At 64.3% G+C, this 25,499-nt stretch carries 21 protein-coding genes and 1 pseudogene; 12 read left to right on the top strand and 10 right to left on the bottom strand.

All coding sequences use genetic code 11. The features are described 5' to 3' along the window. Positions 1–143 precede the first annotated feature (143 nt). Together metH and E5221_RS10960 are read left to right on the top strand one after the other, a co-directional pair. Positions 144–3,851, top strand: coding sequence for a methionine synthase (gene metH, locus E5221_RS10965; RefSeq protein WP_013971946.1), 3,708 nt, complete (start codon positions 144–146; stop codon positions 3,849–3,851). A gap of 160 nt (positions 3,852–4,011) precedes the next feature. Further along, the gene (locus tag E5221_RS10960) at positions 4,012–4,227 is read left to right on the top strand and encodes a DUF2970 domain-containing protein (protein WP_003256398.1); all 216 of its coding nucleotides are present in this window, start codon (positions 4,012–4,014) and stop codon (positions 4,225–4,227) included. 263 nt (positions 4,228–4,490) lie between these two features. Here E5221_RS10960 and E5221_RS10955 read toward each other — a convergent pair whose 3' ends face one another. Continuing rightward, complete coding sequence (locus E5221_RS10955; RefSeq protein ID WP_247847380.1) at positions 4,491–5,567, bottom strand: ABC transporter substrate-binding protein; 1,077 nt, start codon at positions 5,565–5,567, stop codon at positions 4,491–4,493. A gap of 213 nt (positions 5,568–5,780) precedes the next feature. On the opposite strand from E5221_RS10955, the gene E5221_RS10950 reads away from it, so the two are divergent. The 4 genes and pseudogenes from E5221_RS10950 to E5221_RS10935 form a co-directional block, all read left to right on the top strand. Continuing rightward, complete coding sequence (locus E5221_RS10950; RefSeq protein ID WP_085721263.1) at positions 5,781–7,433, top strand: nitrite/sulfite reductase; 1,653 nt, start codon at positions 5,781–5,783, stop codon at positions 7,431–7,433. Continuing rightward, positions 7,417–7,911: a DUF934 domain-containing protein gene (locus tag E5221_RS10945; RefSeq protein ID WP_013971943.1), complete on the top strand. Its 495-nt coding sequence runs from the start codon at positions 7,417–7,419 to the stop codon at positions 7,909–7,911. The genes E5221_RS10950 and E5221_RS10945 overlap by 17 nt, the downstream gene beginning before the upstream one ends. Positions 7,912–8,267: 356 nt before the next feature. Beyond that, positions 8,268–9,071, top strand: coding sequence for a 2,5-didehydrogluconate reductase DkgB (gene dkgB / locus E5221_RS10940; RefSeq protein ID WP_015269745.1), 804 nt, complete (start codon positions 8,268–8,270; stop codon positions 9,069–9,071). A 4-nt stretch (positions 9,072–9,075) separates the two neighbouring features. After that, positions 9,076–9,324: pseudogene (locus E5221_RS10935) on the top strand (LLM class flavin-dependent oxidoreductase); the annotation flags it as partial. A gap of 319 nt (positions 9,325–9,643) precedes the next feature. On the opposite strand, the gene E5221_RS10930 reads toward E5221_RS10935, so the two are convergent. Next, complete coding sequence (locus E5221_RS10930) at positions 9,644–10,999, bottom strand: ATP-binding protein (RefSeq protein ID WP_247847379.1); 1,356 nt, start codon at positions 10,997–10,999, stop codon at positions 9,644–9,646. Beyond that, positions 10,996–11,706 (bottom strand): response regulator, encoded by a 711-nt coding sequence (locus tag E5221_RS10925; RefSeq protein ID WP_061550521.1) that lies wholly within the window; start codon positions 11,704–11,706, stop codon positions 10,996–10,998. Before E5221_RS10925 ends, E5221_RS10930 begins: the two co-directional genes overlap by 4 nt. Positions 11,707–11,874: 168 nt before the next feature. On the opposite strand from E5221_RS10925, the gene E5221_RS10920 reads away from it, so the two are divergent. From E5221_RS10920 to E5221_RS10900, 5 genes are all read left to right on the top strand, one after another. Beyond that, positions 11,875–12,657: a VacJ family lipoprotein gene (locus E5221_RS10920; RefSeq protein ID WP_247847377.1), complete on the top strand. Its 783-nt coding sequence runs from the start codon at positions 11,875–11,877 to the stop codon at positions 12,655–12,657. Further along, positions 12,647–12,880, top strand: a complete 234-nt coding sequence (locus E5221_RS10915; protein ID WP_013971936.1) for a hypothetical protein — start codon at positions 12,647–12,649, stop codon at positions 12,878–12,880. Before E5221_RS10920 ends, E5221_RS10915 begins: the two co-directional genes overlap by 11 nt. 270 nt (positions 12,881–13,150) lie before the next feature. Next, entirely contained in the window at positions 13,151–14,383 is a 1,233-nt protein-coding gene (locus E5221_RS10910) for an MFS transporter (protein WP_039614079.1), read from the top strand. Positions 14,384–14,419: 36 nt separating this feature from the next. Then, a complete protein-coding gene (locus E5221_RS10905) occupies positions 14,420–15,193 on the top strand; it encodes a helix-turn-helix transcriptional regulator (RefSeq protein WP_003256408.1) in 774 nt (257 codons plus the stop codon). A 109-nt stretch (positions 15,194–15,302) separates the two neighbouring features. Beyond that, entirely contained in the window at positions 15,303–16,451 is a 1,149-nt protein-coding gene (locus E5221_RS10900) for a M14-type cytosolic carboxypeptidase (protein WP_061550524.1), read from the top strand. 193 nt (positions 16,452–16,644) lie between these two features. Here E5221_RS10900 and E5221_RS10895 read toward each other — a convergent pair whose 3' ends face one another. The 7 genes from E5221_RS10895 to E5221_RS10865 all read right to left on the bottom strand — a co-directional run bounded on the left by E5221_RS10895 (position 16,645) and on the right by E5221_RS10865 (position 22,973). Beyond that, complete coding sequence (locus tag E5221_RS10895) at positions 16,645–17,613, bottom strand: spore coat U domain-containing protein (protein WP_061550525.1); 969 nt, start codon at positions 17,611–17,613, stop codon at positions 16,645–16,647. Further along, positions 17,610–19,907 (bottom strand): fimbria/pilus outer membrane usher protein, encoded by a 2,298-nt coding sequence (locus E5221_RS10890; RefSeq protein ID WP_247847733.1) that lies wholly within the window; start codon positions 19,905–19,907, stop codon positions 17,610–17,612. The genes E5221_RS10895 and E5221_RS10890 overlap by 4 nt, the downstream gene beginning before the upstream one ends. 99 nt (positions 19,908–20,006) lie before the next feature. Beyond that, positions 20,007–20,783, bottom strand: a complete 777-nt coding sequence (locus E5221_RS10885) for a molecular chaperone (protein WP_247847374.1) — start codon at positions 20,781–20,783, stop codon at positions 20,007–20,009. A 39-nt stretch (positions 20,784–20,822) separates the two neighbouring features. Then, positions 20,823–21,326 carry a spore coat U domain-containing protein gene (locus E5221_RS10880; RefSeq protein ID WP_015269734.1) on the bottom strand — a complete coding sequence of 168 codons (504 nt, stop codon included), beginning with the start codon at positions 21,324–21,326 and terminating at the stop codon, positions 20,823–20,825. A 3-nt stretch (positions 21,327–21,329) separates the two neighbouring features. After that, positions 21,330–21,860 (bottom strand): spore coat U domain-containing protein, encoded by a 531-nt coding sequence (locus E5221_RS10875; RefSeq protein WP_182328638.1) that lies wholly within the window; start codon positions 21,858–21,860, stop codon positions 21,330–21,332. Positions 21,861–21,878: 18 nt separating this feature from the next. Beyond that, on the bottom strand, positions 21,879–22,415 hold the full coding sequence (locus E5221_RS10870; RefSeq protein ID WP_003256412.1) for a spore coat U domain-containing protein: 537 nt from the start codon (positions 22,413–22,415) through the stop codon (positions 21,879–21,881). Positions 22,416–22,445: 30 nt separating this feature from the next. After that, the gene (locus E5221_RS10865) at positions 22,446–22,973 is read right to left on the bottom strand and encodes a spore coat U domain-containing protein (RefSeq protein WP_247847372.1); all 528 of its coding nucleotides are present in this window, start codon (positions 22,971–22,973) and stop codon (positions 22,446–22,448) included. A 261-nt stretch (positions 22,974–23,234) separates the two neighbouring features. On the opposite strand from E5221_RS10865, the gene E5221_RS10860 reads away from it, so the two are divergent. After that, a complete protein-coding gene (locus E5221_RS10860) occupies positions 23,235–25,484 on the top strand; it encodes an ATP-binding protein (protein ID WP_247847370.1) in 2,250 nt (749 codons plus the stop codon). The last annotated feature ends 15 nt before the right edge of the window (positions 25,485–25,499 follow it).

The raw sequence follows: 25,499 nt of genomic DNA, 5'->3' as shown, positions 1-25,499 counted from the left end.
TGCCTGGTCGTCCTTGGGTGCCCTGCTTTGCCGACGCCCACCCAACATGAGCCATTTTCATGCAAATGGGCGATGCGCCTAAAAACCGCGCAGCTTTGTTATGATTCTGCACCTTCTGAAATTCGCCCGACCAGGTAGTTCCTATGTCCGACCGCAGCGCTCGTCTCCAAGCACTCCAGAACGCACTCAAGGAGCGCATCCTGATCCTCGACGGCGGCATGGGTACTATGATCCAAAGCTACCGGCTCGAGGAACACGACTATCGTGGCACGCGTTTCGCCGATTGGCCAAGCGATGTCAAAGGTAACAACGACCTGTTGCTGCTCAGCCGCCCGGATGTGATCGCCGCCATCGAAAAGGCCTACCTGGATGCCGGCGCCGATATCCTCGAAACCAACACCTTCAACGCCACGCAGATTTCCCAGGCCGACTACGGCATGGAATCGCTGGTCTACGAGCTGAACGTCGAGGGCGCGCGCATCGCCCGCCAGGTGGCCGATGCCAAGACCCTGGAAACCCCGCACAAGCCGCGCTTCGTCGCTGGCGTGCTCGGCCCTACCAGCCGCACCTGCTCGATTTCACCGGACGTCAACGACCCAGGCTACCGCAACGTCACTTTCGATGAGCTGGTAACGAACTACATCGAGGCCACCCGCGGCCTGATCGAGGGCGGCGCCGACCTGCTGCTGATCGAGACCATCTTCGACACCCTCAACGCCAAGGCGGCGATCTTCGCCGTGCAGCAGGTGTTCGAGGAAGACGGCATCGAACTGCCGATCATGATCTCCGGCACCATCACCGACGCCTCGGGCCGTACCCTGTCGGGCCAGACCACCGAAGCGTTCTGGAACTCGGTACGCCACGCCAAGCCGATTTCCGTGGGCCTGAACTGCGCCCTCGGCGCCAAGGACCTGCGCCCGTACCTGGAAGAGCTGGCGACCAAGGCCGACACCCATGTCTCGGCCCACCCCAACGCCGGCCTGCCAAACGCCTTTGGTGAATACGACGAAACCCCGGCCGAAATGGCCGTGGTGGTCGAGGAATTCGCCGCCAGCGGCTTCCTCAACATCATCGGCGGCTGCTGCGGCACCACGCCGGGCCACATCCAGGCCATTGCCGAGGCCGTGGCCAAGTACAAGCCGCGCGAGATTCCGGAAATCGCCAAGGCCTGCCGCCTGTCGGGCCTGGAGCCGTTCACCATCGACCGCCAGTCGCTGTTCGTCAACGTCGGCGAGCGCACCAACATCACGGGCTCTGCCAAGTTCGCCCGACTGATCCGTGAAGAGAACTACACCGAAGCCCTGGAAGTCGCCCTGCAGCAGGTGGAGGCCGGCGCCCAGGTGATCGACATCAACATGGACGAAGGGATGCTCGACTCCCAGGCCGCCATGGTCCGCTTCCTCAACCTGATCGCCGGCGAGCCGGACATCTCGCGCGTGCCGATCATGATCGACTCGTCCAAGTGGGAAGTGATCGAAGCGGGCCTCAAGTGCATTCAGGGCAAGGGCATCGTCAACTCCATTTCCATGAAGGAAGGCGTCGAGCAGTTCAAGCACCACGCCCGCCTGTGCAAGCGCTATGGCGCTGCCGTAGTGGTGATGGCCTTTGACGAGGTCGGCCAGGCCGACACGGCCGCGCGCAAGAAAGAGATCTGCCAACGCAGTTACGACATCCTGGTCAATGAAGTGGGCTTCCCGCCGGAAGACATCATCTTCGACCCGAACATCTTCGCCGTCGCCACCGGCATCGAAGAGCACAACAACTACGCCGTCGATTTCATCGAGGCCTGCGCCTACATCCGCGACCACCTGCCGCACGCCCTGAGCTCGGGCGGTGTGTCCAACGTGTCGTTCTCGTTCCGTGGCAACAACCCGGTGCGGGAAGCCATCCACTCGGTGTTCCTGTACCACGCGATCCAGAACGGCCTGACCATGGGTATCGTCAACGCTGGCCAGCTGGAGATCTATGACGAGATCCCGCCTGCCCTGCGTGAAAAGGTCGAGGACGTGGTGCTCAACCGCACCCCGCATGGCACCGACGCACTGCTGGCCATTGCCGACGACTACAAGGGCGGCGGCGCAACCAGGGAAGTGGAAAACGAAGAGTGGCGCTCGCTGCCGGTGGAAAAACGCCTGGAGCACGCGCTGGTCAAGGGCATTACCGCGTTCATCGTCGAAGACACCGAGGAATGCCGCCAGCAGTGCGCCCGCCCGATCGAAGTGATCGAAGGCCCGCTGATGAATGGCATGAACGTGGTCGGCGACCTGTTCGGCGCGGGCAAGATGTTCCTGCCCCAGGTGGTCAAGTCGGCCCGCGTGATGAAACAGGCGGTAGCGCACCTGATTCCGTTCATCGAAGCCGAGAAAGGCGACAAGCCGGAAGCCAAGGGCAAGATCCTGATGGCCACGGTAAAAGGCGACGTGCACGACATCGGCAAGAACATCGTCGGCGTGGTGCTGGGCTGCAACGGCTACGACATCGTCGACCTCGGCGTGATGGTGCCGGCCGAGAAGATCCTGCAAACCGCCCGCGACGAGAAGTGCGACATCATCGGCCTGTCCGGCCTGATCACGCCGTCGCTGGACGAGATGGTCCACGTGGCCCGCGAAATGCAGCGCCAGGGCTTCCAGTTGCCGCTGATGATCGGCGGCGCCACCACCTCCAAGGCGCACACCGCAGTCAAGATCGAGCCCAAGTACAGCAACGACGCCGTGGTCTACGTCACCGACGCCTCGCGCGCGGTCGGTGTTGCCACCCAGTTGCTGTCCAAGGAGCTGAAAGCCGGCTTCGTCGAGAAGACCCGCCAGGAATACGAAGAAGTACGCGAGCGCACCGCCAACCGCAGTGCCCGCACCGAGCGCCTGAGCTACGCCCAGGCGATCGCCGCCAAGCCGCAGTACGACTGGGCTGGCTACCAGCCAGCGGTGCCCTCCTTCACCGGCGTCAAGGTGCTGGAAGACATCGACCTGCGCACGCTGGCCGAGTACATCGACTGGACCCCGTTCTTCATCTCCTGGGACCTGGCCGGCAAGTTCCCGCGCATCCTCACCGACGAAGTGGTCGGCGAAGCGGCGACGGCGCTGTACAAGGATGCCCGCGAGATGCTCGACAAACTGATCGACGAAAAACTCATCAGCGCCCGCGCGGTGTTCGGCTTCTGGCCGGCCAACCAGGTGGCCGATGACGATATCGAAGTGTACGGCGAGGACGGCCAGGCCCTGGCTACCCTGCACCACCTGCGCCAGCAGACCATCAAGCCGGACGGCAAGCCCAACTGGTCGCTGGCCGACTTCGTCGCGCCGAAGGCCAGTGGCGTTACCGACTACGTGGGCGGTTTCATCACTACCGCCGGCATCGGTGCCGAGGAAGTGGCCAAGGCCTACCAGGACAAGGGCGACGACTACAGTTCGATCATGGTCAAGGCCCTGGCCGACCGCCTGGCCGAGGCCTGTGCCGAATGGCTGCACGAGCAGGTGCGTAAAGAGCACTGGGGTTATGCCCGCGACGAACACCTCGACAACGAGGCGCTGATCAAGGAGCAGTACCGCGGCATCCGCCCGGCCCCCGGCTACCCGGCCTGCCCGGACCACACAGAGAAGGAAACCCTGTTCCGCCTGCTTGATGGCACTGCCATCGGTGAGACCGGGCCGAGCGGCGTGTTCCTTACCGACCACTTTGCGATGTTCCCGGCAGCGGCGGTCAGCGGCTGGTACTTTGCCCACCCGCAGGCGCAGTACTTTGCGGTGGGCAAGGTCGACAAGGACCAGATCGAGCGCTACAGCGCGCGCAAGGGCCAGGATGTGAGTGTCAGCGAGCGCTGGTTGGCGCCTAACCTGGGTTACGACAGCTAAGACCCTTGGGGCCGCTTTGCGGCCCATCGCGACACAAGGCCGCTCCTACAGGAGAATGCAATCCCTTGTAGGAGCGGCCTTGTGTCGCGATGGGCTGCACAGCAGCCCCAATAGCCACCTACACTGTCCCTGATTGCCTCTGATTTCCTCAGGAGCCACCATGGACGATTCCAGCCAGGGCAAGCCCCCTACCTTCTGGCAGATGCTGCACAGCATCCTCGCTGCCGCCTTCGGCGTGCAAAGCGGCAAGAACCGCGCCCGCGACTTCACCCACGGCAAGGCCAGCCATTTCATTGCGCTGGGGACGCTGTTCACCCTGGTGTTCATTGCCGTACTGATCGGCCTGGTGCAATTGGCCCTGCACCTTGCGCGCTAGCAAGAACGCCTGCGGGACTCCCTCCCGCAGGCGCTCTGGCTGCATCACGGTCTTGAATACAAGTCTACTGGTGGCTGACCCAATACACGGCAGTGACCACCACCAGAACGATCAGGCAGAGGATCGCCCAGGCATCGACGCTGCTGTCAGCTTTGCGGACCTTGGTTGAGTTTCCCATTGCATTGCCTCTTGTAGTGGTTATGGGAATGCACTTCACCACCAGCAGTTAAGACGAGCAATGCCCTTCCCTCAAGCAGGGTCTTTCAATAATTGATCGGTGATGTCAGAAATGGGTACTGGTAGTCGGGCGGCCGCCCTTCGGCACTGTAATGCTGGAAATCGATACCGTAGTCGGGCCGTTCCAGTAGTTTCAGCCAACGGGTTGCCTTGGCCTGGTCAATCGACTGCAACACCGGGATGCGATGCTCGCGCAGGCCGTCGCGGTTCACCGTCAGTCTCTGGGCATCATCGTGCAGCATCACCATGGCCCAGCCGCCGAGGGTGAAATGCCCGCCCATCAGCACGCTAAGACGCCCGTCGATACGGGCATGCAGGGCCTCGGGCGAGCTGTTGATGGCGCTGAACAGCACATCGCGCCCCGGCTTGCGCCCTGCCTCCTCGAACGCCTGCATGGCACCAAAGGCCATTTCGTCGTTGGCCGACCATACCAGGCGGGTGGCCGGGTAGCGCTCCACCAGTTGCTGCGCCTGCTCGTAGGCGCGCTGGCGGCTCCAACCACCATATACCACCTGGCGCAGGCGCACCTGGGGGAAGTCGGCCAGGGCGCGGCGCATGCCCTCCTCGCGCAGCTGCGAGGCCGGGGTGGTCTTGACCCCGGCAAACGCCAGCAGGTCCACCGGCCCACTGTCGCGGGGCAATTGCGCGACCATCTGGTGCAACATCTCAAAACCCGCTTGCTCGTCGTTGGCCGTCAAGGTGCCCAGCAGCTCGGCATACTTGTCCGGCTGGGCCTCGATGCTACGGGCCTGGCTGGCAGTCAGGCCGTTGTTGACCAGGAACAGTTTGACGCCGGTGCCACGCGACAGGCGGATGATCTCCGGCGCCACGTACCGCTCATTGACCAGGACCAGGTAATCCGGCCGCTGCGGTCCGCCCAGGATCGCCCTGGCCTGGGTCAGCGCCAGGTCGGCGCGGCGTTCGCTGTATTCCACGTGCAGGGTCATGCCCAGATCGTCTGCAGCGGCCTGCATGAAGCGGGTATAACTGGTCCAGAACGTTTCGGTGGACAGCCCCGGGTTGAGGAAAACCACCGAAGCCGGTTGCGCACTTGCCGCCAGCGGCAAGGCAAGACACAAGCTTTGGCACAACGCCTTGAGCATGGGCTGACATCCCTGCGAAGCAAACGCCGGATTATAAACGCCAAGCCACGCCCAGCGCACAAATGGCAGTCAGTCTCACATAGTCCATTTGGTTCTTTTCATATGCAAAAACATCACTTTAGCGCATAAACGCAACCTGCTATCGTTCCCCGGCTCCGAAGCGGAGTGCGCGGCCGTGCGCGCGAATAGCTGCATGCCTGAGACAGGACTTTTATGTACGTATACGACGAGTACGATCAGCGGATCATCGAGGACCGCGTCAAGCAGTTCCGTGATCAGACCCGCCGCTATCTGGCCGGTGAGCTGAGCGAAGAAGAATTCCGCCCTCTGCGCCTGCAGAACGGCCTTTACATCCAACGTTTCGCGCCGATGCTGCGCGTCGCCGTGCCGTACGGCCAGCTGAACGCCACCCAGGTCCGCACCCTGGCCAGGATCGCCCGCGACTACGACAAGGGCTACGCCCACATCTCCACCCGCCAGAACGTGCAGTTCAACTGGCCGGCCCTGGAGGACATCCCGGACATCCTCGCCGAACTGGCCACCGTGCAGATGCACGCGATCCAGACCAGCGGCAACTGCCTGCGCAACACCACCACCGACCAGTTCGCCGGTGTGGCCGCAGACGAAATCGTCGATCCGCGCCCGTGGTGCGAAATCGTCCGTCAGTGGACCACCTTCCACCCGGAATTCGCCTACCTGCCGCGCAAGTTCAAGATTGCCATCAACGGCTCGCAGGAAGACCGCGCCGCCATCGAAGTGCACGACATCGGCCTGGAGCCGGTGCGCAATGCCGCTGGCGAGCTGGGCTTCCGGGTACTGGTCGGTGGCGGCCTGGGCCGTACCCCGGTGGTGGGCTCGTTCATCAACGAGTTCCTGCCGTGGCAGGACCTGATCAGCTACCTCGACGCCATCCTGCGCGTGTACAACCGTTACGGTCGCCGTGACAACAAGTACAAGGCGCGGATCAAGATCCTGGTCAAGGCCCTTACCCCGGAAGTGTTCGCCGAGAAGGTCGAGGCCGAAATGGTCCACCTGCGCGGCGGCAGCACCACCCTGACCGAAGCCGAAGTGCAGCGTGTATCGCGCCACTTCGTCGACCCGGCCTACCTGGCCCTGGACAACGTCGACTACGCCGCGCAGGACGCCGAGTACCCAGGCTTCGCCCGTTGGCGCTCGCGCAACACCCGCGCCCACAAGCGCCCGGGCTACGTGGCCGTGACCCTGTCGCTGAAGCCCACCGGCGTTGCACCTGGCGATATCACCGACAAGCAGCTGGACGCCGTGGCCGACCTGGCAGAGCGCTACAGCTTCGGTTTCCTGCGCACCTCGCACGAGCAGAACATCATTCTTGCCGACGTCGAGCAGCGTCAGTTGCATGCCCTGTGGCTGGAATTGCGTGAAAACGGCTTCGCCACGCCGAACATCGGCCTGCTGACCGACATCATCTGCTGCCCGGGCGGTGACTACTGCTCGCTGGCCAACGCCAAGTCGATCCCGATCGCCGAATCCATCCAGCGCCGCTTCGACGACCTGGACTACCTGTTCGATATCGGCGAGATCGACCTGAACATCTCCGGCTGCATGAACGCCTGCGGCCACCACCACGTGGGCCATATCGGCATCCTCGGCGTGGACAAGAAGGGTGAGGAGTTCTACCAGGTGTCGCTGGGCGGCAATGCCGCGCGTGGCGCGAGCCTTGGCAAGATCCTCGGCCCGTCCTTCGCCCAGGATGACATGGCCGATGTGATCGAGAAGCTGATCGCCGTGTACGTCGAGCAACGTACCGAGGAAGAGCGTTTCATCGACACCTACCAGCGTATCGGCATCGACCCCTTCAAGGAACGCGTCTATGCAGCGAATCATTAAGAACAACCAGATCGTCGACGAAACCTGGCATCTGCTGCCCAAGGAAACGTCCTTTGACGAGCTGACCAACTGCGACGACTACATCGTCCCGCTGCAGATGTGGCGCGACCATGCCCATGCGCTCAAAGCCCGTGACGGCGGGCTGGGCATATGGCTGGACAGTGACGAAGAAGCCGAAGAAATCGGCGAAGACGTGCAGCACTTCCAGGTCATCGCACTGAACTTCCCGGCGTTCACCGACGGGCGCAACTACTCCAATGCGCGCCTGCTGCGTGACCGCTACAAGTTCAAGGGCGAGCTGCGCGCCATTGGCGACGTGCTGCGCGACCAGCTGTTCTTCATGGCCCGTTGCGGCTTTGACGCGTTCGCCATCCGTGCCGACAAGGACCCGGAAGACGCGCTGCAAAGCCTGAAGGACTTCTCGGTGACCTACCAGGCTGCCACCGACGAGCCGCTGCCGCTGTTCCGCCGGCGCTGATCGTCACCTTGCAATGCCAGACGGCCCGCCTATATGGCGGGCCGTTTCATTTTCCTGTACCGGCCTCTTCGCGGGTGAACCCGCTCCCACAGGTACTGCACCGTTCTTGAATGCGGCGCGGTCCCTGTGGGAGCGGGTTCACCCGCGAAGAGGCCGGTACAGGTTTATCCTGCATTCCCCCAGCAACAGTCACGGCACAGCGACCTATTCTTGCCTCCCGGTCAAATGACCTTGGCCCCGCCCCACCTTAATCAATCCCCCTCAAAGCCGCACACTGCTCCCCCACACGAAGAGCGATCGAACCCGAGCGACCAAGCTCGATTCGGCTCACCCCCTCACTCACCAGGAGCAGATCCATGAGCGTTCCATCCTTCGGCCTCGGCACCTTTCGCCTAACCGGCCAAGCCGTCATCGATTCGGTCAAGTCGGCCCTGGAACTTGGCTACCGCGTCATCGACACCGCGCAGATCTACAAGAACGAAGCCGACGTCGGCCAGGCCATCGCCGAAAGCGGCGTCAAGCGCGGCGAGCTGTTCATCACCACCAAGATCTGGGTCGAAAACTACGCCGCCGACAAGCTGGTCCCCAGCCTGCGCGACAGCCTGCAAAAACTGGGCACCGACTACGTCGACCTGCTGCTGATCCACTGGCCAGCCCCAGGCAACGGCGTTGAGCTGCCCGAGTACATGGCCGCCCTGGCCGAAGCCAAGAAGCTGGGCCTGACCCGCCAGATCGGTGTATCCAACTTCAACATCGAACTGACCCGCCAGGCCATCGAAGTGGTCGGCGAAGGCGAGATCGCCACCAACCAGATCGAACTCAGCCCCTACCTGCAGAACGGCAAGCTGACCGCGTTCCTCAAGGAGCAAGGCATCACCGTCACCTCGTACATGACCCTGGCCTACGGCAAGGTGCTGAAAGACCCGGTACTGGCCGACATCGCCGCCAAGCACAAGGCCACCGTGGCCCAGGTTGCCCTGGCCTGGGCCTTGCAGCTGGGCTACGCGGTGATTCCGTCGTCGACCAAGCGGGAAAACCTGGCCAGCAACCTGCTCGCCCGTGACCTGAAGCTGGACGCTGACGACATGGCACGCATCGCCAAGCTCGAGCGCAACGGCCGTGAAGTCAGCCCTGACGGCCTGGCGCCAATCTGGGATTGATACCATGACCACGCCCCTCGAACGCCTGACCGCTGGCGGCTTCAGCATCGGCCTGGAAGCACCGCTGGACCACGACTGGACGCCCGCCGGCGACCAGGCGCGGCGCCGCGATGGCCGCCAGTTCGGCGAGCCGGACCTGGCCCGCCACGCAGAACTGGCACAACTGGCCGATCGCCTGGGCTACCGCGCCCTGTGGGTCCGCGATGTGCCGCTGTACGACCCGTCGTTCGGCGATGCCGCCCAGGTGTTCGAGGTGTTTGCCTCGTAACGTGCGGCCGCTGGACGAAACCCTGCGCGAAATTGCCGAATACGTATTGCCACAATTCCATGAGAAAAAAGCCCAACTGACGGAGCCCACCCCAAGACAGGCACACGCGCAATGAAGGGCGGGCGCGTCCTGTTAGCCCTGGCCATCGGCGCCTTCGGCATCGGCCCCACCGAGTTCACCCCGATGGGCCTGCTGCCGGCTGGTTGGGCTTAGCAAGGTTGCCGGGAAAACTGCAGCCGACGCAGCCTGATAGAGCCCCCCTTGCCCCATCGATCACCCCAGGCTCAGCGAACTGGGGCTCTGATCAGCCCTGCGGCAGCATGATTCTGACTTCCAGCCCGCCACCCGGGCGGTTGCCCAGGGACATGCTGCCCCCCTGCTCCAGCACGATGGCACGTGCTGCGGGCAGGCCCAGCCCCACGCCACCGGTATTGCGGTTGCGTGAACCTTCGATACGGTAGAACGGCGCGAATACCTGCTCGTGCAGCTCCGGCGCAATGCCCGGCCCGCGATCCTGCACGGTAATCTCGATCTGCCTGGCGTTTACCGCCAACACCACCGTGGGCTCGCAGCCGTATTTCGCTGCATTGTCGATCAAGTTGACCAGCACCCGCTTGATACCCACCGGCCGCCCCGTATACACACAGCGACGCGGCCCGCTGAGGCCGACCTCGACCCCCGCATCCTTGAAGTCGTCCACCACGGTCAGCAGCAATTCGCCGAGGTCGAATACGGTCGTCTGTTCCAGCCGCGCGTCATCACGGAAGAACCCCAACGCCGCATCGACCATCGCCTGCATCTCGTCGACGTCCTTGAACAACTTGGCCTGTAGCTGGGCATCGTCGATGAACTCGGCGCGCAAGCGCATGCGGGTCAGCGGTGCACGCAGGTCATGGGAGATGGCCGCGAGCATCTGGGTACGGTCGTTGAGAAAATGCTTGAGCTGCGCCTGGGTGGCATTGAACGCAAGAATGGTCTGACGCAGGTCGTGCGGGCCGACCACCGGAATGGGCGGGGCGTTGAAGTCCTTGCCAAAACGCCGCGCACCTTCGGCAAAGCGCTCCAGCGGCTTGGCCAGGTAGCGGGTGGCCAACAGCGCGACGACAAGGCTGGAAACCAGCATCAGCCCGAGGATGATCAGGTTGCGCGGCAGTTCGTCCAGGCCCCAGCTACGGCTGGTGGCACGGAACAGCACCCAGGACTTGTCGGTCAGCTCGATCATCAGCGCATAACCACGGTCAGGTGCGTACTCCGGCATGTCGGACGGTGCGAAAGCCTCGACCCTGGCATCCGGGCGCTTGAGCAATGCGCGCAGGATAGGCGTGCCCTCGCTGAACTCGGCATCGACCAGCACGGGTACGCCCGCTTCGTCATGGCGGCGCAGCCAGCGCACGGAGTATGAGCCGTCGCCCGCCGCACTGGCGATGTTGGCGCGCTGCGCCATGGGCGCGACGTCGAGGATGCGAGTGACCGCTGCAACCTTCTCGATCACCCCGCTCTCCAGCAGCGGTGGCTGCGCCCAGACACTCAGCAACAGGCTGAACAGCCCCTTGAGCAGCAACAGGAACAGCATCGCCGTCAGGGTGGTCAGCGCGATCCAGCGGGCAATGGTGATCCTGGGCCGTGGCAGGGCCTGGCGAACCCTGGCGAGCAGCTTCATCGCTTCGCGACCGTGGGCGTGAACAAATAACCGGCGTTGCGCAGGGTACGGATCAAGGGCTCGTTGCCGTTGTCGGTTTCAAGCTTGCGGCGCAGCCGGCTGACCTGGACGTCGATGCTGCGATCATAGGCGTCGTAGGCATCGCCACGGGCCATGTCCAGCAACTGCTGGCGGCTGAGCACCCGCCGCGGATGTTCGGCGAACACCAGCAGCAGCTCGAACTCACCGTTGGACAAGGGGATCATGACGTTGTCCGGCGAACGCAGCTCGCGCCGCACCACATCCAGCCGCCAGCCGGCAAACTCCAGGGTCGCGCAGGCATGGCCCGCCGCGCTCCCGGCCGCTTCGCCGGCACGGCGCAGCACTGCCCTCACCCGGGCCAGCAGTTCACGGGCGGCGAACGGCTTCGTCAGGTAGTCGTCTGCCCCCAGCTCCAGGCCAACCACCCGGTCACTCAACTCGCCCATGGCGGTGAGCATGATCACTGCCACCTTGTGCTCGGCCAGCAGGCGCTGGCACAACACCAGGCCACTTTCGCCAGGCAGCATCACATCCAGGATGACCAGGTCCGGCACCCGCCGCTCGACGGCCTGCCACAGCGCCTTGCCATCCCTGGCCACATCAACCTCGTAGCCATGTTGGCAGAGAAACTTCTGCAGCAGGTCGAGCACCTCGACATCATCGTCGACTATCAGCAAATGGCTCACAAAAAAGCACCGCAAAACAAGGTTATCAAGCCGTACTTTAAGGCCATCCCCACGTAGCCGTCATATATTTCAACCCGGAAACAAAGTGTCGACGCCGAGACAATCCGGACATTACCAGGCAAAGAAAACTGCGCAGCATCGCTGCCAGTTCTTGCCAGGAATGTCTCTATGTCCCGTTCATCATCCGCCTCCCGCTCAGCGCGCTCAGCCGCGCTGGCCTTGTCGCTGCTTGCGGCGGGAGGCTGCAGCCAACGTGCACCGGCGACGGCGGCCTGCGGCAATGTCGCCTATCAGGTCAGTGACCCGGCGGAGCCCGCCAACCGTGCCGTATTCGCCTTCAACCGCACGGTCGACGACTATCTGCTGGCCCCCGTCGCACGGGGCTACACCGCGCTGCCCGGTTTTGCCCGGCAGGGCATGCACAACTTTGCCAGCAACTTCGGTGAGCCGAAGGTGTTCGTCAACGACCTGCTGCAGGGCAACGGCGAACGGGCGATGACCAGCCTCTCCCGCTTCATCTTCAACACCACCCTGGGTGTGGCAGGGCTGGTCGACGTGTCTGGCAAGATGGGGCTGAGCCAGCATCGCTCGGACTTTGGCCAGACTTTCGGGGTGTGGAACATCGCCTCTGGCCCCATCGTCGAGCTGCCGCTGCTGGGCACCCACAACCTGCGCGATGCCACCGGCACGCTGCTGGGCCTGGCACTGGACCCGTTTGGCGGCAACAGCGATACCGTCGAAACCATGGGCACCGTAGCCACGGCCGGCGGCATCGTCGATGCACGGGCCGAAGCACTGCCACTGACCGACCTGCTGCGCACCTGGCCTGACTATTACGTTGCGATGCGTGACTACACCGCGCAGCGGCGCAGCAACCGGGTGGCAGAAGGCAAGGCCGGCGAGCCGGGCACCTGGCCAGTGGATTGCGCAGGGGGTGCCCATGAAGAATGATGCCCAAGGCGCCATGCTGCTGTTCAGGCGCCTGGAAGGCGCTGCCCGGCAACCGCTGTTGCTGCATGAACTGGAGGCCCGGGTTTCCGCCGATGGCCGGAGCCTGGTGCTGAGCCGCTATCGCGAACGCTTTACCGCCGAGGGCAAGCCCTACCGACACGAGGCTCACCGCAGCGTACCGATTGCAGCATTGCTGCGCTGGGTGGCGCGGCACGAACGATGAATTCGAGGGCGGCCAAGTGTCAGCAGGGACTCTGTGGGAGCGGCTTTAGCCGCGAACACCGGCGCAGCCGGTGCCATGCACCGCGCTGGATTCTTCGCGGGTGAACCCGCTCCCACAGGGTACGCGGACCGCCTGCGAATTCAGGGCGTCAGGCCCGGAATGTCCGAAACGCGACAGTGGCTGCCTGTTCGGCGTGAGACAGGCAAACCGGGCACTGGCTACCCTTCTTCGGCAAATGCCTTGTTCCCTTTCGCCAGAAGAAGATCGCCCATGACGACCTCCACCGCCTCCATGGCCGCCACCACACCTGCCGACCAACCCCAGGGCTTTCTGGTCCGCATCGTCGGCGCTGCGGCATTCGCCCACCTGCTCAACGACCTGATCCAGGCCGTGCTGCCGTCCATCTACCCGATGCTCAAGAGCGATTTCGCACTCAGCTTTGCCCAGATCGGCTGGATCGCCCTCATCTACCAGGTGACCGCGTCCTTGCTGCAACCCTGGGTCGGCCTGTACACCGACAAGCACCCGCAACCCTACCTGCTGCCGGCCGGTATGCTGGTGACGCTGGTGGGCATCGCCCTGCTCGCCTTCGCCAGCAGCTATGAAATGCTACTGGTAGCCGCGGCGGTGGTCGGCGTGGGCTCGGCGACCTTCCACCCCGAAGCCTCGCGAGTGGCCAGGATGGCCTCCGGCGGGCGCTTCGGCACCGCGCAATCGACCTTTCAGGTCGGTGGCAACACCGGCTCGGCCCTCGGCCCGCTGTTGACCGCTGCCATCGTCATTCCGCACGGCCAGCCGGCCATCGCCTGGTTCATGCTGGCGGCCGCGCTGGCGGTATTCGTGCTGCTGCGGGTGACCGGCTGGACCGTGCGTCACGGCCAGACCCGGCTCAAGACCTTCGCCGGCCAGCAGGCCCCCGGCCTGTCGCGTGGCGCCATGTGGCGCGCCGTGGCGGTCATCGCCGTGCTGATGTTCGCCAAGTTCGTCTACATCGCCTCGTTCACCAACTATTTCACCTTCTACCTGATCGAGCATTTCGGCCTGAGCGTGCAGCACAGCCAGCTGTACCTGTTCGTGTTCCTCGCGGCCGTGGCCCTGGGCACCTTCGCTGGTGGCCCGGTGGGTGACCGTATCGGGCGCAAGGCGGTGATCTGGGTCTCGTTCCTCGGCGTGGCGCCCTTCGCCCTCGCCCTGCCCTACGCCAACCTGGCCTGGACGGCGGTACTGGCGGTGGCCATCGGCCTGGTGATGTCCTCGGCCTTCGCCGCCCTGGTGGTGTATGCCCAGGAGGCCGTGCCGGGCCGGGTCGGCATGGTGTCGGGGGTGATGTTCGGGTTGATGTTCGGTATCAGCGGCATCGGCGCCGCCGGGCTTGGCGAACTGGCCGACCGGCATGGCATCGAGTGGGTGTACCAGATCATCTCGTTCCTGCCGCTGCTGGGGTTGGCCACCGCGCTGCTGCCGGCAACCCGCTCGCAAGCCCGCCCCAGCCGCTGCTGTTAAAGTGGGCGTGCCAGGCTGCCCGTACAAGAGGTCGAAATGCTGAAGCCGCAGCACGAATTGCTGGTGGAGGTGGATGAGTGGAGCTGGGAGGTGGGCAGCCGTGCGACGGACTACCCGACCGACTGGTTCATCGAGCCCCACAGCCATGCCAAGCACCAACTGATCTATGCCACCAAAGGCCTGATGATCGTCGAGTCCGGTAACGAACGCTGGACCGTGCCTCCCAGCCGCGGCGTATGGATGCCTTGCGGCCAGGTGCACGCGATACGCTGCGTGGGCGAGGTGAAGATGCGCAGTGTGTTCGTGCGCGCCGACGCGGCAGTGCAGTTGCCCCTGCAGAGCAAGGCGATCAGCATCTCGCCATTGCTCAGCGAGCTGATCAAGGCTTCCGTAGGCTTTACCGCGCCGTTTGCCGAAGACTCCCGTGAAGCCCGGGTGATGCGCCTGATCCTCGACGAGATCTGCGTGCTGCCGACCTTGCCGCTGAAGCTGTCGCAGCCCGGCGACAAGCGCCTGCAGGCGATCTGCTCCGCGCTGCACGAGCGGCCTGACGATAACGCCACCGTGGCCGACTGGGGCCAGCAGCTGGGGGTGGACGAAAAGACCATCCAGCGCCTGTTCCGCAAGGAAACCGGCATGACCTTCGGCCAGTGGCGCCAGCAAGCGCGGCTGATGCAGGCACTGGAGCGAATCGCCCTGGGCGAGCGGATCATCGATGTGGCGGGGACGCTGGGGTATGACAGCCCCAGTGCCTTCGCCAGCATGTTCAAGCGCCAGTTCGGTATCACGCCGAGTCAGTTCTTCAAATAGCCTGTAGGAAACATATGAGATCGCCCCCGCGTCGCCTGATCTCGCACAGCAACCCTGTCAAGCCGTGTACAGTACCCTCACAACAAAGCCCCCAGAAGGAGCCCGGCACATGACCGTGACGCTGTCCCCCCTGCAGATCGACTGCGATTTCGACTCCGGCAACATCCAGGTGCTGGATGCCAGCAACCCGGCCCGGGTGCACCTGGCCATCCGCCCGGACACCCACAGCGGCCACTACCAGTGGTTCCACTTCAAGGTCAGCGGGCTGACGCCAGGCCAGGTCCATCGCTTCAGCCTCGACAACGCCTCCGGTTCCTCCTACAAGAACGCCTGGAGCGGCTACAACGCCGTGGCCTCCTACGACCAGCAAACCTGGTTCCGCGTCCCCAGCCAGTTCGACGGCACGGCGCTGTCGTTCGAGGTAAAGGCCGAACAGCCGCACATCTGGTTCGCCTACTTCGAGCCCTACCCGCGCGCTCGTCACAACCAGCTGATCGAACGTGCACGGCAACTGCCGGGGGTGGAATTGCTCGCCAGTGGCCGCAGCGTACAGGGCCGCGACATTCCCCTGCTGCGTGCCGGTGATGGTGCCGCAGGCAAGCGCAGGCTGTGGCTGATTGCCCAGCAACACCCGGGCGAACACATGGCCGAATGGTTCATGGAGGGCGTGATCGACCGCCTGCAGGCCAACGACGAGGTGATCCGGCAGTTGCTGGCCAAGGCCGACCTGTACCTGATCCCCAACATGAACCCCGACGGTGCCTTCCTCGGCCACCTGCGCACCAACTTCAAGGGCAAGGACCTCAACCGTGCCTGGCAAGACGCCAGCGTCGAGCTCAGCCCCGAGGTCTTCTTCGCCCAGGCACAGATGAAGCAACACGGCGTGGATGCGTTCATCGACGTGCATGGCGACGAAGAAATTCCCCATGTGTTCACCGCGGCCTGCGAGGGCAACCCGGGCTACACGCCGCGTCTGGCCAAACTGGAGGAGCAGTTCCGCAGCACCCTGTGCAGCCTGACCCGCGACTTCCAGACCGTGCATGGCTATACCCGCGACGAACCGGGGCAAGCCAACACGACGCTGGCCTGCAATGCGGTGGGGATGGCGCATGACTGCCTGTCACTGACCCTGGAAATGCCGTTCAAGGACCATGACGACGCGCCGGATGCCGTCACCGGGTGGTCGGGGGCACGTTCGAAGGCGTTGGCCGGGGCGGTGCTTGAGACCTTGGCGAAGATGGTTGGCGATTTGCGCTGACTGAAACGGCCCATCGCCGGCAAGCCGGCTCTCACAGGACTGCACATGACTCATTGAATTAGCAGGGACCCTGTGGGAGCGGCTTTAGCCGCGAACACCGGCGTAGCCGGTGCCATGCACCGCGTTGGATTCTTCGCGGCTAAAGCCGCTCCCACAGGTTACGCGGACCGCCGCTCCCACAAGGTCCCTGCGCTCAGAACTGCACATCCAGAATCACGCTGTCGGTATAGGTCGCAGCCGGGGGTGTAGCCTGGTCGGTGTAGACCTTGGCGTTGTAGTTGAACACCTGGCTACCGGTGCCGGTCCCCGTGCCGGGGTTCACATCGGCATCGGCACTGGCCCGCCGCGCAGCCCCTGTCGACCCCCAGCGCACCGCCCCGGCGCTCTTGAAAATGTCATAGGCCAGGTAGTTGTTGGCCGCCGACTTCATCCGCCGTCGACCATTGGCCACGTTCTGCCCGTCATCCAGGCCCACCGTGTAGTTGCTGCCCTTGGTGCACGACACGCTCAGGCTCTGGCTCACCGTGCCGAACCCCGCCACCACCGGCGCGCTGGCGAAGTTGATGCTGGGCGTAGTGATCTGGCAGTCGTTGGTCACCGTCATGCTTACCAGCAGGGTTCTGGTACCGGAGCCCTGGTCTCGCCCTATGCAAAGCCCGCCAACACCAATCCCGTCGCAATAGTCCCAGGTCCATTCGACATCGAGGATTTCCTGATATAGCCCCGCCGATACGTTGCTGCCCACCTGCGTGCGCATGTAGATAGGCACATTCTTCGGTGTACCGTTGAGCAACCCGAGCAAGTCGAGGATGCCGGTGGTCCTGAATTCGAAGGGGGTGCCACGGGTGATCGGATAGTTGGTTGTGGCGTCGGCATAGAGGGTGTAGGGGATCACATCCCCGGTAGGCCCTACCAGGCCGCTGGTGGTGGATGTGATCTTGATCTTGAAGGAGTCGGTGCTACTGAGCACGCTGATCACCGAACCGTTGCATTGCAGGCCCGAGTTGGTGCTGGAAGCTGTCTGGACCGTGCCACGTACCTGAGTCGAGTTGAGCGAACCAAACGCCGCCGGAGCAGTCAACACTGACGTGCACTTGGCCCAGGCCGAGCCCGCCCACAACAACAAGGCGCATGCCCACAAACCACGCCAGCAGGCCTTCACTTGCACACCAACGGGCCAATCAACGGGATCGAACCTTGCGACTCAGGCAGGTCGAACGCCACCTGGCAATGCCCGCCCCCCTCCAACTCAACCAGCAGTCGGTTATGCGGCGTCAGGTTCTCCAGATAAACCAGGCCATCCCAACCGACCACCGCCTGGCTGCCACTTTCTGCATGGGTGACACGGCTGCCCAGCTTGAGTACCTGCTGTTCGGCGTCCACCAGTTCGAGGCTGGCCGCCAGCACGCGCCTGAGCGGAAACTCCAGCAAGTAGCCGCTGCCCCGGCGCACCGCCACCCGCTGTTCCACTTCCGGCGCGAGGATGTCCGGCGGCAAGCCCATGGGGTCGATCTCGTACTTGCCGCGGTAGTAACCGCTGCTGTACGGCACCAGCAGGTGACCATCGGCATCGGTACGGCCGACCTCCTGGTTTTCATAGCGCACCGGCACGTCGGCGTAACCACTGGTGCTGACTAACACGAAGGCATCGTCGATACGGTTGGCAGCGAACAGCCCGGCATCCATCCAAACCAGCGAGCCACTGGCGTCGGCCCAGCGGGTCATCTCTCCACTGCTGCCATACAAACCGGCCTGCAACTGCACCGACTGCAGGCGCCATGTGACATCGGCCTGGCGGTAGGCATCGCGCTCGCTACCGGCGGCGTAGCCCAGGTTGTAACCGACACCACCCCCCACCGGCGTCGCGCGGCTGTAGTTGACCCGCTGCAGGGTTTCGCCTTGCTGGCTGCGCTCCATGCCCAGGGCCAGGGTGCCGTGCAGGTCGAACGGGATCACCAGTTGCGCCTGCACTGCCCACTGGCTGTTCCCCACTTCACGGTTGGCCGACAGATAAACGCTGCTGTTGCCCCACAGCGGCCTGCTGTAGCTCAGGTTGATCAGCCGGGTACGTGTGCCGTCGCCGGCGCGCACATCGAAATAGCCGGCGCCAATGTTGCCGTATTCGTTCAGGTTCAGGCTCAGCATGACCTGCTCGCTGCGCTGGCTCAGCTGTATGTCCCGGCTGTCGACCCGGGTCAGGTCGGCATAGTCGCCATGGCGTTGCAGGCGCTGGTAGCTGAAGCCGATGCGCTGGCTGTTGTACTGGTAGCCGAGGGCGACTTGGTGGCCCTTGTCGCCGTCGAACCGGCTCTGCGCCAGGGCCGCGTTGAGCACGCCAAGGTTGCCCAGCCGCATGTTGCCGCCCAGGCCGCCCAGCATCAGCGATTCGGCGCTTTCGGCATGAGTCTCCAGGGTGAAGATGTCGCTGACCCCGTAGCGCAGGCTGGCCGAAGCAACCCCGGGGCCGTAGGCAAAATCGCGTACCCCGTAGTCACGGCGCAGGCTGCCGGCTGCCACCGAATAGTCGGTCAGGCCCTGCTGCAGCAGGCTGCTGGTGACGTAGAACGGCAAGGTGGTCGACACCTGCCGGCCAAGGGCATCGGTGGTGACCACCACCGCCTCCCCGGCGCCGTTGATGAAGGGCACGTTGGTCAAGGTGTAGGGACCCGGCTGCAATTCGCTGGTGCTGGACTTGTAGCCATTGATGAACAGGTCCAGCGAGGTCGGCACCGCCGCTTCACCGGAGAACGCCGGCAGCGGATAGGTGACCAGGTCGGGGCGTACAGCGAAATCGCGCGACAACTGCAGGCCACCGACCCGCACCGAGCTGGTCCAGGGCAAGGCCCCGGTCACCAGGTCACCGGCTTCGTAGGTCAGCAGGCGCTGCTCGTCGGTGAAACGCCAGGTGGTGTCGTAGCGCAAGAAGCCTTGGCGCATATCGTCGGTCGGCGCACCATTGAACGACTGGCGCCACTGCCCGCTGCTGGAGAACGTTCCCCAGCTGTCGAACAGGCGCAGTTCGTTCCAGGCCGCCAGGTAGCTGCCGCCGTCATCGGTGTCGTTCAGGTACAGGTCGTAGTTGAACAAGGTGCCGAAACTGCTGCGTGCATCGCTGGCCGGGTACAGGTTGCGGTCGCCCAGTTGCTGGTCGGGCAGCCAGGCCGGCGGCACTTGCAGCAGCAGGCGCTGGTTCTGGCTGTCGTAGTCGGCATGCATCCCCACGATGGCCTCAAGCGCCACCTCGCCCTGGGGGAGGCCCGGCAGCGAAACTCCGGCCGCCCGCAACACCTCGCTATCCAGGTACAACTGCCCGGCACGCTGCTGCACCGGCACCAGCTCAGACCTGGGCACCTGGTTCACCAGCAACTCGAGGTACAACGTGGCATCGGCGATGGCAGACATCTCCGTGGGTGGTGGCGGCAGGTCGTCGGCCAGCACCAGGCCAGGGCCGACCAGGGCAAGCCCCAGGCAACAACGGTGGGTCAGCCACCTCACACACGGTGTCCAACCATTGCCGGATTCTCCACGGCCTGTGCGCGGCATTCAGGCGCAGGCTCATTGGCTTTGGCGGATGGCGTCCGCGCTGCTCTGGCCGTTTACCCTCCCCTTGAGCACACTGCCGGCACTCGGTGTTAGCGGTGCCGGCCAGCGCATGCTGGCCCCCGGCAGCACATAACCCAGCAAGCCATCGGCCAGTGGTTTGCTCTGGCTGCCCTGCTGCACCACCACATCAGTCAGGCGTGCATGCACCGGGCCGGTGTTGCGCAGTTCCACGTACGGCTTGCCCTGCACGGTCACTGCACGCCAGCTGAGTTGCGGCTTGCCGACGCCCTCGGCATTGCCCTTGCTCTCAGGGCCTGCCTTGCCCCACAGGCCTTCGCCGTAGACGAACAGGGGTACCGAGTAGCGCATCTGCAGGCGGATCGCCGCGGTGGTGCCGGGCTCGGCCTTGTCGACCGGGATGGCGGGCGGGATTTCGTCGATGATGATGCGGTAGGCCTGCTCCTGGCCGACTGGCGAGGGGCCGGTGCGGGTCAGGCGGATCAATTGCTTCTGCCCGGGGGCGACGTTGGCCACCGGCGGGCTGCCAATGATCTCGCGCTGTGCCTGGTACTGTTCCTGGTAGTCACCTTGGCGCCAGGCGAACACCCGCACCTGCAGGTTGGCCGGTGCGGTTCCGCGGTTTTCCAGCCACAGTGCGCCAGCCTTCTGGTCAGCCTCCAACACCGGGTCGATCGGCCAGATCAGCACCGAGGTGGCCGCCCAGGCTGGCAGGCTCGCCAGCGACGATACTCCGATCAATCCTCGCGCCCACTTCGCGCCTGCCCCCATGAAGCTCTCCTTGGATACTGGTCATTAGTGCCGATGCATTCACCAGGTCACCGTCACTTGCACCACATCGGTGTAAGTCCCCGCCGGCATCGTGCCGGTCAGCTGAACCCGCCCGTACACCGGCAGCTTGATCGCCGTCGGGTCGGTATAGCCCACGGCCACGCTCTGGCCGATCCCCAGGCTCTGGCTGTACGCCGCGTCCCGGTACAACTGGTAGGCCAGCACCTGCGTGCCGCCCGTGCGTTTGAGGTTGCGTGTGCCACTGGCACTGTTCTGCCCGCCATCCACGCTCATGCTCAAGGCCACGCCCGGGGTGCACTGGAAGGTCACTGTGGTACCGCCCAACGAGGTGCCGAGAGTTCCGGTGGCCAGTGCCGACTGCGAGCCGTAGTCGAGCGTCCCGTAGCTGGTCACGCCGCCCACCACCAGGCACCCGGCGACGATCTGCGCCGTCACCAGGAAGCTGCTGGTGGTCGCCGCATCCAGAGGCGCGGCCAGCAGCACGCCAAGGACGCTCATGCCGCCCGCCAGCCAGCTGCGCATGGTTCAGAACGACAGCTCGACGGACACTGTGTCGGTGTACTCCCCCGCCGGCAGGCCGACCTTGCCGCGCGCCTGGCCATACAGGTTGACGGTCTGGGCCACACCGCTGCTGAGCGGCAAGGTGATGGTGCCGTTGATGGCCAACACCTGCGTACGCCCGGCATCGGTGTAGAAGTCGTACGGCACGAAGTTGCCGACGCCATCCGCCAGCGCACGGCTGCCCCCGGCCGACTGGCCATCGTGGGAACCTGCACCCACGCGGATGACTGGTACCGTGCCAGCCGAACAGAGAATGCTGATCGCCCCACCGCCGCCGCCGATTACCTGGCCGTCGGCGGTGTTGAACAAGGCATCGTGAGTACCGAAGTCCAAGGTACCGAAGTCTGCCCCCGAGGAGGCTGAGGTGCCGTTGACCTGACACGCTGCGGTCAAGGTCAGCGTCGACTCGATAGTCCCGGTGGTGGCGGCCTGCGCCTGGTAACTCAGCATCAGCCCCAGACCGGCGAGGATGCAGCGTGAAAGGTTCGTTCGCATCGAAGTCTCCTTGTGTCGTTACCAGTCCAGGGTCACCCTCAGGGTGTCACGGTACAGGCCGGCTGGCAGCGCACGCGGTTGCGCCACTACCACACCGTAGATGGGGATCGGTATCTGCCGGGTACTGCTGATGGTGAAGGCACGCGCCTGGCCGATGCCGTAGCGGCTGTTACCACCTGGGTCGATCGCCAGTTGGTAGGGGATCAGCTCGCGGCCGTTGCTCAGCCGCCGTATGCCGTCACTGCCATTCAGGCCGCCGTTGATGCGCACGTTGAACGCCCGCACCTCGGGCGTGCAACTGATCTGCAGGCTGCCTTCGCCGCTTACATCGTCAACCCGGCTGCGCAGCGGCTGGTCCCAGTTCGGTCCGCGCTCGCCGAAGTCCATCACGCCGGGGTTACCCACCGTTGCCGGTTGCGTCTCGTTGCTGCTGATCTGGCAAGCACTGCTGATCACCAGCCGCGCCTGGATGAAACCGGTGCTGGTGCCATGCGCGGCACCACCGGGCACCAGCAGCGGGCCCAGGGAAAGCAGCAGGATCGAGGTGCGGTTCATGGCGTCGCGTCCTTGAGCATGGTGGCATCCCTACCAGGTGACGGTGACTTTGAGCAGGTCGGCGTACAGGCCTGCAGGCGGTACCCAGGCCAGCTTGTCGATCCGTGCATACAACGGCAGCTCGACCGAACCGCTGTCCGGCACCCGCGCCGAATGCGCCACATTCACCGCCAGCGGCTCGCGCCAGGCAGCGTCGCGGTAGAGGCGATAAGGTATGAGCCGGGCCATGTCATCGTCACTGGCCAGAAAGCGCAACTCGCCGACGCCGCCATGCTGCCCACCATCGACGCGGACCTGATAGGGGGTGTGGGGATTGCATTCCAGGCGTGGCGGGCGCTGGCTCAACAGCGCGCCGGTGAGCGGTGCGGCAGGGCCATCCAGCCGTGCAGTAGCGCCCAGGTCGATGCGCCCAAGCGCCTGAGCCCCGGCATCGCGGGGCTGGTTGACCAGCATGCAGCCACGCTGCACCAGCACCCGTACCTCCACCAGAAAGTCCGCCGCCATGGCGCTGCTGCTCAACATAAGGCCCAACAGGGCGGCCAGGTAGCGCTCCTTCACCTTATTATCCTTGTCGATATCTGCTGACTTGAGCGTAGCAGCGAGGTGGCATCACGATGCTGGCATCGAGCCATTTTTTTGTATTAGCCAAAAAGCGCTACCACTAAAAAAAAGCCGCACGACACAGAACGCATCGCCGACATTCTCCTCAAATGGCCAAAGGCCGTTATCCGGACCGATATTCTGTTAGGGTGTATCCCTTTCATCCTGCCTAGACTCATGCGGCATGCATGGAAGGACACGACAGGAGCGTTTTCATAGATGATTGCAGACAGCACGCTCACCCAAGCCCTCGAGCGCTGCGCCCAGGAGCCGATCCAGCTACCTGGCAGCATCCAGCCCCACGGTTTTCTGCTGGTGCTGGACGAAACCGACATGCGGGTACTCCAGGCCAGTGAAAATGTCGAGCATTGGCTGGGCATACCGGCCAGTGAACTGATAGGTCGCGAGTTCGCCGAACTGGTCAGCGGGGCCTTCGACTTGCGCCTGCACCTGGCCCGCCTGCCGCAGGACGAGGTCTTTCCGTTCCACATCAGCGATGTGCACCTGCGCCAGGACGCTCCATATCGTGGCAACCTGCACCTGCTGGTCCATCGTCACGACCAGGTGCTGATCGCCGAATTCGAACCCCCTCGCCTGCCGGCCGATCTTGTCGGGCAAGGCGACTACTACCCGCTGGTGCGCAGCTTCGTGGGCCGCCTCCACCAGGCCGGCAGCCTCGAGGAACTGCTGCAGCAAGCAGTGCTGCAGCTCAAGCGCATCACCGGCTTTGGCCGGGTCAAGGCCTATCGCTTCGATGCCGAAGGCAACGGCCAGGTGTTGGCCGAGGTGGCCGACCCGGGCTACCCGAGCTACCTGGGCCTGTGTTTCCCCGCTTCGGACATACCGCGCCAGGCGCGCGAGCTGTACCGAATCAACCGCATCCGCGTGATCGAGGACGCCAACTACCAGGCCTCGCCGTTGCTGCCCGCTGCCAACCCACGCACCGGCAAGCCGCTGGACCTGAGCTTTGCCGCGCTACGCAGCGTGTCGCCAGTGCACCTGCAGTACATGCGCAACATGGGTACCCTGGCATCGATGTCGCTGTCGATCGTGGTCGACGGGCAACTCTGGGGGCTGGTGTCCTGTCACCACGAACAGCCACGCCCGGTGGACCTGCGCACCCGTACCGCCTGCGAACTGCTGGCCAGTGTGCTGTCGCTGCAGATCGAATCGCGCGAGTCCCACGCCAACACTCGCCAGTTGCTGGAGCTGCGCCAGCACATCGTGCGCATGATTTCGTCCATGGCCGACCATGACAGTGTCGGCGACGGCCTGCGCGACTTGCCCGAAGTACTGCTGGCCTTCGCCGGCGCCCAAGGTGCCGCGGTCATATCCGCCGAACGTTGCGACCTGATCGGCAAGACCCCCCCGGCGGCGCAGGTAAACGCCCTGGTGCACTGGCTCTCCCAGCGTGGCGAAGACAGCGTGTTCCACAGCGACAACCTGTGCCGCGACATCGATGAACTGCCCGAGCTCGCGGCCCATGCAGGCGGTGTGCTGGCAGTGGCCATTTCGCAGATCCACTCGCACTACCTGCTGTGGTTCCGTCCCGAGCAGGTGCGCACGGTGAACTGGGCCGGGCAGCCGAATAAACAGGTCGGGCCGCAGGGCAACCTCGACCCGCGGCACAGTTTCGAAAGCTGGCAGGAAAAACTGCGCGGCTACTGCGAACCCTGGCACCCGCTGGTCATCGAAGGCGTGCAGGAGCTGCGCACGGCAGTGCTCGGCATTGTCCTGCGCAAGGCCGAGGAACTGGCGCAGCTGGCTGGGGAGCTGCGCCGCTCGAACAAGGAGCTCGAAGCGTTTTCCTACAGCGTGTCCCATGACCTGCGCGCCCCCCTGCGCCATATTGCCGGCTACTCCGAACTGCTCGGCGAAATCGAGGGCCAGAGCCTCAGCGAGCGCGGCAGGCGTTTTTTGCAGCACATCGAGGAAGCCGCGCATTTTGCCGGAAGCCTGGTCGACAACCTGCTCAACTTCTCGCAAATGGGCCGCTCGGCCCTGCGCCTGTCCGAGGTCGACCTCAACGCCTTGGTCGAGGCCATTCGCAGCGAGCTGGCGCCCGACTACGAAAGCCGCGAAATTGTCTGGGACATCGCCCAGTTGCCCAAGGTGGTCGGTGACCCGGCGTTCATCAACATGGCCTTGCACAACCTGCTGGCCAACGCCATCAAATACACACGTGGGCGCACCCCGGCGCGCATCGGCATCAGCGCCGTGCAACACCCGGGCGAAACCGAGATCTGCATTCGCGACAACGGCGTGGGCTTCGACATGGCCTACGCCAGCAAACTGTTCGGCGTGTTCCAGCGCCTGCACCGCATGGAAGACTTCGAAGGCACAGGGATCGGCCTGGCCAGTGTTCGTCGCATCATCGAACGCCATGACGGCCGGGTCTGGGCCCATGGCAAGGTTGGCCAGGGTGCTACCTTCCACTTCACCCTCCCGCGCCACCCCGCGACCACTTGAGGCACCGCTACCATC

It is taken from the genome of Pseudomonas sp. A2 (assembly GCF_023100865.1).
GTDB lineage: Bacteria > Pseudomonadota > Gammaproteobacteria > Pseudomonadales > Pseudomonadaceae > Aquipseudomonas > Aquipseudomonas asiatica.
The sequence above is the reverse complement of the archived record's forward strand: the minus strand, read 5'-3'. Positions and strand labels throughout refer to the sequence as shown.